General features: G+C 44.6%; 11 protein-coding genes, 1 tRNA gene and 1 pseudogene. 5 read left to right on the top strand and 8 right to left on the bottom strand.

Going from position 1 to position 12,967, the window contains the following annotated elements; translation table 11 throughout:
• Positions 1-34 precede the first annotated feature (34 nt).
• Positions 35-847, top strand: coding sequence for an adenosylmethionine decarboxylase (speD, locus tag ABYB02_RS04560; protein ID WP_372761273.1), 813 nt, complete (start codon positions 35-37; stop codon positions 845-847).
• A 44-nt stretch (positions 848-891) separates the two neighbouring features.
• Here speD and ABYB02_RS04555 read toward each other — a convergent pair whose 3' ends face one another.
• From ABYB02_RS04555 to cysG, 8 genes are all read right to left on the bottom strand, one after another.
• Positions 892-2,202: a M24 family metallopeptidase gene (locus tag ABYB02_RS04555; RefSeq protein ID WP_372761272.1), complete on the bottom strand. Its 1,311-nt coding sequence runs from the start codon at positions 2,200-2,202 to the stop codon at positions 892-894.
• A 134-nt stretch (positions 2,203-2,336) separates the two neighbouring features.
• Positions 2,337-3,596, bottom strand: coding sequence for an aromatic amino acid transport family protein (locus tag ABYB02_RS04550; RefSeq protein WP_372761271.1), 1,260 nt, complete (start codon positions 3,594-3,596; stop codon positions 2,337-2,339).
• Between the two features lie 442 nt (positions 3,597-4,038).
• Complete coding sequence (gene cysQ, locus ABYB02_RS04545; protein ID WP_372761270.1) at positions 4,039-4,809, bottom strand: 3'(2'),5'-bisphosphate nucleotidase CysQ; 771 nt, start codon at positions 4,807-4,809, stop codon at positions 4,039-4,041.
• 10 nt (positions 4,810-4,819) lie between these two features.
• Positions 4,820-5,413 (bottom strand): adenylyl-sulfate kinase, encoded by a 594-nt coding sequence (gene cysC / locus ABYB02_RS04540; protein WP_372761269.1) that lies wholly within the window; start codon positions 5,411-5,413, stop codon positions 4,820-4,822.
• 29 nt (positions 5,414-5,442) lie between these two features.
• A complete protein-coding gene (locus ABYB02_RS04535; RefSeq protein WP_372761268.1) occupies positions 5,443-7,167 on the bottom strand; it encodes an SLC13 family permease in 1,725 nt (574 codons plus the stop codon).
• Between the two features lie 30 nt (positions 7,168-7,197).
• The gene (cysN, locus tag ABYB02_RS04530) at positions 7,198-8,625 is read right to left on the bottom strand and encodes a sulfate adenylyltransferase subunit CysN (RefSeq protein WP_372761267.1); all 1,428 of its coding nucleotides are present in this window, start codon (positions 8,623-8,625) and stop codon (positions 7,198-7,200) included.
• On the bottom strand, positions 8,625-9,524 hold the full coding sequence (gene cysD / locus ABYB02_RS04525) for a sulfate adenylyltransferase subunit CysD (protein WP_372761266.1): 900 nt from the start codon (positions 9,522-9,524) through the stop codon (positions 8,625-8,627). The genes cysN and cysD overlap by 1 nt, the downstream gene beginning before the upstream one ends.
• Positions 9,525-9,581: 57 nt before the next feature.
• Complete coding sequence (gene cysG, locus ABYB02_RS04520; protein WP_372761265.1) at positions 9,582-11,003, bottom strand: siroheme synthase CysG; 1,422 nt, start codon at positions 11,001-11,003, stop codon at positions 9,582-9,584.
• A gap of 249 nt (positions 11,004-11,252) precedes the next feature.
• Here cysG and deoC point away from each other — a divergent pair, with 249 nt between their 5' ends.
• From deoC to ABYB02_RS04500, 4 genes and pseudogenes are all read left to right on the top strand, one after another.
• Complete coding sequence (gene deoC / locus ABYB02_RS04515; protein ID WP_372761264.1) at positions 11,253-12,005, top strand: deoxyribose-phosphate aldolase; 753 nt, start codon at positions 11,253-11,255, stop codon at positions 12,003-12,005.
• The gene (locus ABYB02_RS04510; RefSeq protein ID WP_372761263.1) at positions 11,989-12,489 is read left to right on the top strand and encodes a hypothetical protein; all 501 of its coding nucleotides are present in this window, start codon (positions 11,989-11,991) and stop codon (positions 12,487-12,489) included. Before deoC ends, ABYB02_RS04510 begins: the two co-directional genes overlap by 17 nt.
• A 129-nt stretch (positions 12,490-12,618) precedes the next feature.
• A tRNA-Trp gene (locus tag ABYB02_RS04505) sits at positions 12,619-12,695 on the top strand.
• 132 nt (positions 12,696-12,827) lie between these two features.
• Positions 12,828-12,967: pseudogene (locus ABYB02_RS04500) on the top strand (preprotein translocase subunit SecE); the annotation flags it as partial.

Raw genomic sequence — 12,967 nt, 5'->3', positions numbered from 1 at the left:
GTGCAGATTTCACTAATTTATAGGTTGGTTTATTATGAACAAACCCTTCGATAAACTTAAACTTCATGGCTTTAACAACTTAACTAAAAGTTTAAGCTTTAGTATTTACGATATTTGCTATGCAAAGACCGAGCAACAACGTAAAGAATATATTGAATATATCGATGAGCAGTACAGTGCAGATAGACTAACCGACATATTAGGTGAAGTTGTTGATATTATTGGTGCCAACATTTTAAATGTCGCGCGCCAAGATTATGAGCCGCAAGGTGCCAGTGTGACAATTTTGGTTTCGGAAGAGCCGGTAGAAGAGCAGCAAAACTACGATGCTGACGAAGCGCCTGGGCCATTACCCGATTCAGTGGTGGCACATCTAGATAAAAGCCATATTTGTGTACACACTTATCCTGAAGCGCATCCTGATGACGGTATTTGTACTTTTCGTGCCGATATTGAAGTATCGACCTGTGGCATTATCTCGCCACTAAAAGCGTTGAACTTTTTGATTCATAGCTTAGAGTCAGATGTGGTTACCATTGACTACCGTGTACGTGGTTTTACTCGCGATGTTAACGGTGTTAAGCACTACATTGACCATGCCATTAACTCGATTCAAAACTTCATGACCGAAGATACTAAAGAAGCGTACCAAATGATGGACGTGAACGTGTATCAAGAAAACCTGTTTCATACCAAAATGATGTTAAAAGAAACCGATTTAAATACCTACTTATTTGGTATTTCTACCGATGACTTGTCAGATGAAGAAGAGGAAGAAATTCGCTCTAAACTGACCCGTGAAATGCAAGAGATATTCTACGGCCGTAATCTGCCAGATACCGAGTAAAGATAGCATCTTAAATTAAAAATGGCGCTCACTGAGCGCCATTTTTATTTTACCAGTAACAATTGTGTTTGCCGGCCATTTAGATACCACACACCGGTTGCGTCAAAAAATGCATCTTCCTCAAGCATTATTCTAATTTCTTTACCCCACGCTTTTATAAATACCGCATTGTTGAGTTCAATCGAGTAGGCGGTATTTAAATGCAGTGGATAATCTCCAGAGCCAGACACGCCTTGTTGTGCATCCCACATACCTAATGTGGTCCCTGCACCATGACCATGATAGCCAAGGGGGTGGCTATAAATAGTGGGTTTTAATCCCTCTTTAATCGCTGCTTTTCGTGCAGCTGCTAACACTTCATTGCCGGTTTTACCCTTAGCAAATTGCGCTGTGAATATATCTTGTAGCTTATTGCCGCTTTTTAATGCAGCAACTAAGTACTCAGGCGCATTTGTCTCTCCTGCTTTTAAAACATATGCGTGTTGTTGTGTATCGGTATTTAAGCGCAGATAGGTAATACCAAAATCTACATGCAGTAAATCACCTGCTTGTATCACGTTGTCATCATGCACTGAGTCGGCGCGTTGAATGGTTACACTTGGGTGAAACCAAGTGTGTAGTTTAAGCTCTTTTACACGTTCCCTGAACCACCACACTAAATCATCACTGGTTGTTTGGCCTACAGTGATCACTTTGCTTGAAAAGCCTTCTGCAATGATGTGGTGTGCAAGAGCCACAATGTGCTTATACACTTCAACTTCTTGTGGAATGCGTAGCTCTAACCACGATACAGCAAGTGGCTCAGCCGATATTATTTTTGTGTGATATTGTTTAGGTAAATTGGCCATTAACGTATTGTAATCACCAACAACCAGGCCATCGGCATGACCCCAATAAGAGGAGGTATTGAGTGCAATATTATTTGGTTTGTACTGCTTTATTAGCGAATTGAGAGCCAACCACTGGTTGGGCTGGTCTTGTTTATTCCAACCTTGTTTAAACACATTTCCCACTTTATAAGGTGCAATTGCGTACGCATCCACACCGCCTTGTCTGTTAAGTGCAAACATGAAAATAGTAGTGCGTCTAGCTGAAAGCCATGTTGCAGGAAGCATTGTTTTTAAAATAGGATCTTCGTTGTACTCGCGGCTTATAAGTATCCACATGTCGATATTGTGCTGCTTCATTAGTGGAGGCATTAGGGTGCTCACCCTAAGCTCAGTCATGTTATCTATCAACGCGGCACGCTGTTTCATTGTTAAAATTTCGGGTACATCATTCGCTTTTATCAAGGGGCTGATTAGCAGCATAAATATGAGCAGTACAACGGTTAGGCGTGTTTTAGTATTTAACATGGTCGGTTTATTTTTAAGTTATTTACGCCCAACATGCCAGATAAAAAATGATAAATAAATAGAATTGAGATAAGTCATAGCGACAAAAAAGCCCAGCAAATTAACTTAGCTGGGCTTTAAAAAGTAACGAGTAGTTATTTAAACATGCTGTATATCAGTGCAAACACAGCAAGCGCACCCACCGCTAATACAAATAAGGTACTCAAGCGATTACGATACTTACTCAGTGCAGGCACTTTATACACAGCGATCATCGGCATAATAAATAAAATCATGGCGATGATAGGACCTGATAGTTGATCCATCATATCTAAAATGCTCGGGTTTTTAACCGCGCAAAACCAAATAGCAAAAAACATCAGCAGCGCACCTAACTTATCAGTGAAGTTAGCGCTTAAATTAGAGTGTTTAGTCACCAGGCCAGTAAAGCTTTCTCGCGCACCTAAAAAGTGCCCTAAAAACGACGACATAATGGCAATAAATGCCACTAATGGCCCAAGCGTGGCAATAAATGAGTTATCGGTAATGTTCGCTAAGTAAGAGAGCACCGATACATTCGCAGCTTTAGCCGCCGCCATTTGCTCACCGCTAAGTGACAGCACACAAGAAAATACAAATAGCAGTACAAAGGTGATCAATAACAAACTAGTGCGCTTTAATATCGCTTCTGCTTTGCCCGTTGCTTGAGCACCATAATGGCCGCGTTGCACATTTACAAAGCTTGATATCGCCGCAGCATGGCTAAAGGAAAATACCACAATCGGAATAGACAACCACAGGGTTTTACTAAAGCTGCCCAGCTCAGGTACGCTCATATTAGGCATTTGCCAGCTAGGGATTAAATACAGCGATAAAAAAAACAAGATCGCTACCAATGGGTACACTAAAATAGCAAAGGCACGCAGCATTAATTGCTCGCCACCCATCATTAAGCCAATCATGGTTGCGACTAACACACCCGAAAGTAACACTCGAGAAGGCGATTCCATACCAAGCTGGTTGACCATAAAGCTATCTACGGTATTGGTTAAACCCACGCCATAAATAAGCAAAATTGGAAAGATAGATAAAAAGTATAACAATGAGATCAGTCGCCCAGCATTCACGCCAAAGTGTTCTTCCACCACATCGGTAAAGTCGGCATTTTTATTTTTAGATGACAGCACAAAACGCGCTAAGCCACGGTGGGCCAAAAAGGTCATTGGAAAGGCTAAGCAGGCTAAAATAATCAGCGGCCAAAAACCACCGATACCAATATTAATCGGCAGAAATAAAATACCCGCGCCAACGGCGGTGCCAAACAGGCTTAATGCCCACTGTGTATCGTGCCGGTTCCAAGAAGATTGTTGTGTTGTAGATGCATCGAAATACGTTGCATCTTGAGAAGGAGGCATACGCTTACCCGTTTTTTAGAATAATAATGACGGCAAAGCATATAGTTTTTACCGTGTGATTTCATGCGGTAAACATCCTTAAGGCACAGTCAATTTGTAGCGTATGGATTACACCTGTAATTAATTTGCAACAGCGCTTTAAAAGTGAGCAACAACGGCATAAATAGCAGCATTCACATTACAATTGAAGGGTAGGTTGGGTTGAGTATCACGAACCCCAACACGCCATAGTGTCATGCGAGTAATGAAACAAGAGAGGTTTTGATTTATAGGTAGACAGGTAGACAAGCTGTTGTGTTGTGCGAAATAGTAAAGGTGGTTGACGGATATTTGTTGGATTTAAATTGTCATTGAGCTGCTCGCAACGCTAAGCCCGTAACCCGTAACTTAAAGCTATCACTTGTCTTGCTGACAACTGATAGCTAACCACTTAAAACAGCCCTTACTCTTCAATAGCTGAAACCACAAAATACGGATTTAAGTAATCGTCTTTGCTGTTATAAACCAGTGGGCTGCCATCGAGCTTGGTGACTTTAGCGCCGGCTATTGCGGCGATGGCATGGCCGGCACCGGTATCCCATTCACAGGTTGGGCCTAAGCGCGGGTAAATATCGGCGCTGCCTTCGGCCACTAAACAGAGTTTTAAAGAGCTGCCTTTAGATACCATGGCAACGTCGTCAAAGCGGGTGATAAACTCGGCTAAATCGGGTGACGGATGAGAGCGGCTGCCTACCACGCGAATTAATCCTTTGTTTGGCTTAGTGGTGACTTTTAGCTCGATGCGCTCATCGCCTTTGTCTTTAAACGCGCCAATAGCTTCGCTGGCCAAATACGAGACACCAAGAGCGGGGGCATCAACCACGGCTAAAACGGGAATGCCATGTTCAATAAGCGCGATATTAACGGTAAATTCACCGTTCTTTTTAATAAACTCTTTGGTGCCATCGATGGGGTCAACTAACCAGTAACGTTGCCATGACTTGCGTACTTCCCAGCTGATGTCGGCGTTTTCTTCACTTAATATTGGAATATCAGGAGTGAGCTGTTGCAGCCCTGCGACAATGATTTTATGAGCTGCTAAATCGGCGTCGGTTACGGGGCTGGCATCGGCTTTGTATTCAACGTTAAAGTCCTTTTGGTAAATACCCATTATCGCGCTGCCGGCTTCGCGGGCAAGGATCAGGGTTTCTTCTAGCAGTTCGGTTTGGTTCATTACGGTTAACCTATATTATGTGCTGTTGTTTTAGATACGTTAGCAGCTGAGTCACCGATTGGTCTAGGGTGTTTTTACTGGTATCCAAAATTATTTCAGGGTTATGCGGCACTTCGTAACTGGAATCGATACCGGTAAAATGTTTAATTTCACCGGCGCGGGCTTTTTTATATAGCCCTTTAGGGTCGCGGCTTTCGCACACCGCAAGCGGGGTATCGATAAACACTTCGATAAATTCACCGTCGTCGACTAACTTACGCACCATATCGCGCTCAGCTCTAAAAGGTGATATAAACGCAGTTAGTACTAACAAACCAGCGTCGGTCATTAGTTTCGCGGTTTCACCAACACGACGAATATTTTCAATGCGGTCGGCATCACTAAAGCCAAGATCTTTACATAAACCATGACGTACATTATCACCATCGAGTAAATAGGTATGCGTCCCAAGCTGATTAAGCGCACTTTCAAGTGCGTTAGCCACGGTGCTTTTTCCTGAGCCGGAAAACCCAGTAAACCATAAAATAGCGCTTTTATGCTTTTTTTGCTCGCTACGTTGCGCTTTGGTGATGGCGTAGTTATGCCAAATAATATTGTCGTCCATTAGGGGCTCTCTTTAATTGTTAGCCAGAATTAAAATGGGAATACCAGTGGGATCAGCGTCAGCACGGTAAGCGAATACACAATAGACAGGGGCACACCCATTACTAGGTAATCTTTTAAGCGATAGTTACCCGCACTGTAAACCATCAGGTTGGTTTGATAACCAAATGGCGAGATAAAACTGGCCGATGCGCCAAATGCCACCGCCATAATAAACGGCAGTGGTGCCACATTAAAGCCCACCGCGAGTGAGTAAGCAACTGGGAATGAGAGCGCCGCCGCGGCGTTGTTGGTAATAAGTTCGGTAAATAATACCGTCATTAAAAATATGGCAATAAATGCACTGTAGGGGCCAAAATCGCCTAACACAACAAATAGTGCATTGGATATTTGCCCGGCAAGGCCGGTGCCTATCATCAGTTTCGCAAGGCCAATAGCGCTGCCCACCACCGCCAGCAGCTCTATCGGAAAGCGCCGTTTTACCTCACTCAGTTTTATGGTGCCGCAGAGCATAAGGCCGATCAGCAATACCAACAAGCCTTTAACCAGTGGCACTAAGCCAACAATGCTTAAGCCTAATACGGCAGCAAAACTGAGTAGTACAATGTTCGATTGCTTAGGGGCAAGGTGAGTTTGTAAATCAAACCCTGAGATATACACAAACTCGCGGTTTAAGTTAGGCAGAGTATAAAAGTGTTTCCCCGGGGCAAGTATTAGCGAGTCGCCGGCTTGTAAGCGGACTTGGCCGAGCCCCCCTTGCAAGCGATCGTGACCACGGCGAATGGCTATCACCGCCGCATGAAACTGCTCTCGAAAGCGCGCTTCTTTTACCGTTTTACCAATAAATTTAGACGATTGGCTCACCACTACTTCCACTAAATGTTCAATGTCTTTTTGATGCTTGTCGTGCACCACTTTTAAACCATCAAAGCGGGTGAGTAGTGGCACCGACTTGATATCGCCGACAAACAGTAAAATGTCGTTTTGTTGAATAATTTGTTGCGGTGTAACGGCAAGAATACGCTGGTCGCCGCGAATGATTTCACCTAAAAATAAGTCTTTAAGTTCACGCAGGCCATTTTCTTCCACGGTGCGGCCAATGAGTTTAGAGCCGGCTTGTACTTTACCTTCCAGATAAAACGGCACCACTTCTTGGTCGCTTTTACCATTGTCGGGCAGGTACTTTAACATTACTAAAATAGTGATTAAGCCCACACTCAATGCGCCTAAGCCCACTAAGGTAAAGTCAAAAAAACCCAGTGCTGGCATGCCGGCATCTACGGCAAAACCGTTCACAATTAAGTTGGTAGATGTGCCAATAAGGGTAATAGTGCCGCCTAAAATAGCGGTGTACGACAGCGGTAATAACAACTTTGAAGGGGAGTGATGCGGGTTATCTTTAATGGCAGTAATTAACGACGCAACCACGGCGGTATTATTGGTAAAGGAGGACAAAAAAGCAGCCGATAGCCCCAGCTTGGTCACCGATTTAGTTAAACCACCGTTGGAGAGCGATTGTGCGAGCTTTTGAATTAACGTGGTTTTTTCAATCGCTATCGATACTAATATTAATAGCACTAAGGTGATAAGCGACGGGTTAGTATAATTGACTAACATGCTTTCTAAGTCGATCAACCCGGCTAAATAGCTGCTACCAATAGCACTAACAAATAACCACGCCGGATTGAGTCGGCTGCCAAACAGGCACCCGACCAAAAGAAGCATAATGCCTGTTAAAATGAGCTGCTCTACCATGCTTGAGATCCTATAACAGGCAAAAGTTAACTATTTAAGCTTAGTTACATCAAGCGCTTGCCAATGTGGAAAGTGCTTACGTACTAGCGCATTAAACTCTACTTCAAAGTCACTGATGTTGCTTTGTAGTTGTAGGCTGGGTAATACTTGCTCGATCATCCCTGCTGCGACGGTTAGGTTTGATAATCGATCGATAAGTATAAATGAGCCGGTTTCGTGATTATGCTGATACTCGTCGGCTAAAATAGTCTCACTGAGCTCTAATGTTACTATCGCAATTTCGTTGAGTTGCAGTGAGTCGCTGCTGCCATGCTCTAGGGTATTTACATCAATAGTGTGGTTGATGTTGGTAACTTGTACTGAGGTGTTTTTACTGCCCAGTTTAAAGTTATAGCTTTTACCAAGTTGCAACGGCGTCTCATGCATCCACACCAATTTTGCTTGTAACTGATTGGTCACCAACGCAGTAGAGTTTGCCGGTACTATGACATCGCCACGGCTAATATCTATTTCGCTATTTAGGGTAACGGTAATCGCTTGGCCCGCTTCGGCGCTGTCGAGGTTGCCATCAAAAGTGACAATTTCTTTAATACTGGATGTTTTGCCCGACGGCAGTACTTTAATTGCATCACCTACATGCAGCTTGCCAGAGGTAAGCGTGCCCTGAAAGCCACGAAAGTTTAAATTAGGACGTGCCACATATTGCACCGGTAAACGGGCTTCAGCGCTGGTATCTATTTGCGCTGCGGGTGAGTCTTCTAATAACTCCAGCAAGGGCTTGTCGGTGTAATAGGGCGTATGCGCAGAGCGAGTCACTACGTTATCGCCTTTGAGCGCCGACATAGGTACAAATTTAATATTTGCTACGTTTAGTTGCTCGGCAAATTTAAGGTAGTCGGCTTTGATTTTCTCATAAACGGTTTCGTCAAAATCAACGATATCCATTTTATTAATCGCCACCACAAATTGCTGAATGCCCAAAGAGTCACAAATAAAGCTGTGGCGTTTTGTTTGTACTTGCACACCGTAGCGCGCATCGACCAAAATAATCGCCACGTCACTGGTTGATGCTCCGGTCACCATGTTGCGGGTGTATTGTTCGTGCCCTGGGGTGTCGGCAATAATAAACTTACGTTTAGCGGTCGAAAAGTAGCGGTACGCCACGTCGATGGTAATGCCTTGTTCACGCTCGGCTTGCAGGCCATCAACCAGTAAAGCTAAGTCGAGATCTTCTCCCGCATTACCTACTTTTTCGTTATCTTTGTGCAGCGCAGCAAGCTGATCTTCATAAATTTGGTGGCTGTCGTGTAATAGGCGACCAATGAGTGTTGATTTACCGTCATCAACACTGCCACAGGTGAGCATACGTAATAAGCTTTTGTCTTGTTGGCGTGCTAGGTAGGCGTCTATACCTATTTGTTTTACTTCGTTAAATGTGTCGTTATTTAGGTTAGACATTAAAAATACCCCTCACGTTTTTTCTTCTCCATGGAGCCGGCTGAATCATGATCGATCACGCGACCTTCACGTTCAGATGACGTAGATAACAACATTTCTTCAATTATTTCGGTTAAGGTACTGGCCGTTGATTCCACTGCCCCCGTGAGTGGGTAGCAGCCTAAGGTTCGAAAGCGCACCGACTTCATTTGGGGTACTTCACCCTCGTTAAGTGGCATGCGTTCATCATCAACCATGATTAGCGTGCCATCGCGCTCTACTACTGGGCGCTTTTTGGCTAGGTACAGTGGTACCATTTCGATGTTTTCTTGATAAATATATTGCCAAATATCCAGCTCGGTCCAGTTCGACAATGGAAACACGCGAATACTTTCGCCGGGGTTTACTTGGCTGTTATAGGTGTTCCATAGTTCTGGGCGTTGGTTTTTAGGATCCCAACGGTGATGCTTGTCGCGAAAAGAATAAACCCGTTCTTTAGCGCGTGACTTTTCTTCGTCACGGCGTGCACCACCAAAGGCCGCATCAAAGCCGTATTTATCCAGCGCTTGCTTTAAACCTTGGGTTTTCATGATATCGGTATGTTTACCCGAGCCATGCGTAAATGGGCTAATATCGATTGCAAGGCCATCGGGATTTTTGTGCACCAGTAGCTCAAAACCATATTCTTTGGCAATGCGGTCACGAAATTCAATCATTTCGCGAAACTTCCAATTAGTATCTACGTGTAATAACGGAAACGGAATTTTTGCAGGATAAAATGCTTTACGCGCTAAGTGCAAAAGTACCGATGAGTCTTTACCAATTGAGTAAAGCATAACTGGGTTCTCAAACTCAGCGGCGACTTCGCGCATGATTTTGATACTTTCAGCTTCAAGCTGCTGAAGGTGAGTTAAAGCCATTGTTAGTCGTCCTACTAAAATAATTAAAAGTTAAAATCTGCTATACAATAATTTACGCTACGCCACATCGGTAATAGGCTGAGCGAAGCTACTGGTTTGTGCTTTTGCGCCAAACCAATGCAACTGCTGGTGTAGGGCAGCCACTTCGCCAATGATTAACAGCGCGGGTGACACCACACTATGGCGCGCAATTAAATCGGCAAGTTCACCAAGTTGCCCGGTGATCACGCGTTGATTTTTACGCGTGCCATTTTCGATAATCGCCACCGGGGTATCGGCCTTACGACCATGCTTTAATAACTGCGCTTGAATATGTGGCGACTTGATCACCCCCATATATACGGCGAGTGTTTGATTCGCTTGCGCTAATGAGCGCCAATCAAGCTCTTGCCCATCTTGTTTGCAATGCCCCGTAACAAATTGAATCGCTTGAGCATGATCGCGATGGGTGAGCGGTATGCCTGCATAAGCACTGCACCCTGCCGCGGCGGTAATGCCGGGCACAATTTGGTAATTTACTTGGTTAGCTGCCAGTACTTGTACTTCTTCGCCACCACGACCATAAATAAACGGGTCGCCACCTTTAATACGACACACTTTCTTACCTTGCTTGGCAAGCTCGACCAGTAGCTGATTAGTGTCTTGCTGCGCCACGCTGTGATCGCCAAGGCGTTTACCTACACAAATAAGGTCAGCATCGCGGCGTACTAGCTCCATTATTTCGTCTGACACTAAATAGTCATACACCACCACATCGGCTTGTTGCATAAGCTGCAATGCTTTTAACGTTAGTAACTCAGGGTCGCCTGGGCCTGCACCAACAATATACACTTCACCTTCGGGGGCTAGTTTGGCATCGAGCATCGCGTCTAGCTGTTGCGCAGCGGCTTTGGTATCGCCAGTTTGCACTTTACTCACCACTGATGAGTCGAATACGCTCTCCCAAAACTGACGGCGATCGGCAAAATGCGTAAAGCGCTGTTTTACTTTATTCCTAAAACTGCCAACGAGTGTTGCCAATGGCCCGATATGTTGTGGAATCAGGGTTTCCAGCTTTTCGCGTAAGCGCCGTGCCAGTACCGGCGCAGTGCCAGCGCTTGAAATTGCAATAGTAATCGGGTTGCGATCAACTATCGAGGGAAATATAAAGCTGCATTTAGGCTGATCATCCACCACGTTAACAAACACATTACGGGCATTGGCCAGTTCAAATACGCTGTTGTTTACGGCGTCGCTATCGGTTGCGGCAATCACCAGCATTTTGCCGTCCAAATGCGCTGCTGTAAAAGCAGCATCAATCAGTGTCACAGCATGCTCATCTGCAAGCTGTGTCAGTTCGTCACAAAACCAAGGGGCCACTAACGTCACAGCGGCACGCGCTTTTAACAACGCGCGACATTTGCGTAATGCAACCTCTCCACCGCCAACTACCAGTACCGGTTTGTTGTCGAGTTTGGTAAAGATAGGTAAATACTGCACGTTAATAACACCTCTAAATAGATATTGCCTGTTGGCTATGTAGGCACAATATATCGGCCATAACCAAGTAAAAAATAATAAAAACCCAGTTGTTATAACTAAAAGTTATAATGGGCGCACTTTTATGCACTACCTCTGAGTTAATCATGCTTTGCGCGCGAACCCCGCTTAAAAATAGCATTAGAGTGTTTGGTTATGAGCTATAGCTAGATTAGTATCACTATAGTGTTTCACTAGGAAGGGGTTAGAATGATTGAACAACAAAAAAATGCGGCTCTAACGGTTAGCCTGATGGATTTAACCAGCTTAAATAACGCAGATGATAGCGCGACTATTCAAGCGTTGGTTAACAGCATTAAACCTAAGCTAGGCACACCCGCAGCCTTGTGTGTGTACAGTCAGTTTGTAGCTGAAGCTAAAATAGCACTAGCAGCCAGAGGCTTGGCGCAGGTAAAAGTCGCCACAGTGACCAACTTCCCCAGCGGTGATGCCCCGTTAGATGAAGTGGTGAGCGAAACACTGCTAGCCATAGAGCGCGGCGCCGATGAAATTGATTTAGTGATCCCCTATAAAGCGCTACTAGCAGGGGATGCGAATACGGTACGCAATTATATTCGCGAAAGTAAGCGCGCTTGCGGGTCGCAGGCACAGCTAAAAGTGATTATCGAAAGTGGTGAGTTAAAAACTGCAGCGCTGATCACCGAGGCGACTATGCTGGCTATTGAAAACGGCGCTGATTTTGTCAAAACCAGCACCGGTAAAGTGGCGGTTAATGCCACACTCGAAGCGGCGCAGTACATGCTAAAAGCAATTAAAAATTCGCGTAAGTTAGTGGGTTTTAAAGCGGCTGGAGGGGTTAAAACGGTCAAGGATGCTGCGGCTTATTTACAGTTAGCAGGCAATATAATGGGTGCCGATTACGTAACGGCAAACCATTTTAGATTTGGTGCATCGGGGTTATTAACGGATGTATACAAGGTACTCAATGAAACGCCACAGTGAACAAGAAAAACAGCAACTAGAGCACGACGCCGCGCGGTTATTTTTACGTTGTTATGAGCAGCAGTTTGGTGTTCATATGCGCCATATTTGGCATAATGAACCCAATAAGCCAGACGTTAGCTGCTATAAGGGCGGGCAGCAACTCGATATTGAAGTCGCGCATTTATACGCCAGCGAAACCGAAGCAATGGCAGTGTTAGGGCGTGAGCTATCGATACCGATGCAGCGTGCGCTGGCTGATATGGCGCAAGCGCCGAGCGAACAACAACTGCGCTTTGCATTGCAAAGGTTGCTGTTACAAAAAGCCGCTAAACGTTATCATTCGGCGCGTACCTGGCTGTTGATCCGCAATGCCAGCACGATTTGGCACAAAGCCGACTTTGAGCTGCAGCTAGGCGCCTTTAGCGTGCCACAAAGCCATCAATTTGAACAAATTTGGCTATTGTGTGACTTTTATCAAGGCGAATTATTACGGTTATATTAACCACTGTAGAAATTACTTGTTTATTGCATAAACTATTCATCAGTAAAATTAACCGTGAAGATTTTATCAGATGACAATCTTTACTCTTGTGTTAATGGCTTGCGTAAGTATAATAGGCATCCACTTTGCAGGGGCGTAGTTCCAATTGGTAGAACAGCGGTCTCCAAAACCGACGGTTGGGAGTTCGAATCTCTCCGCCCCTGCCAATATTACTTATAATGTGAGTTAGTCTGGGATTAAAAATCGGTTTAAATAAGTCTGTTTTTAAGTTTAGATTTTAATGGATTTACCCTGCCACTGCGTAGGGTTGTTGTGTCTGTAGTTAAGGTAATAATATTATGAGCACGAATGTAGAAACGCCATCAAGTGCGATGGAGTCAGTAAAGTGGTTAGTAGCAATAGTGCTACTTGCAGGCGCAGTTGTTGGTAATCACATGTTTGCAGATCAGTCTGTATTACTACGTGCGATTGGCGTTGT

The sequence above is a fragment of the Pseudoalteromonas sp. genome (genome assembly GCF_041613455.1).
Lineage (GTDB): Bacteria > Pseudomonadota > Gammaproteobacteria > Enterobacterales > Alteromonadaceae > Pseudoalteromonas.
This window is presented reverse-complemented; position numbering and strand designations above follow the sequence as displayed.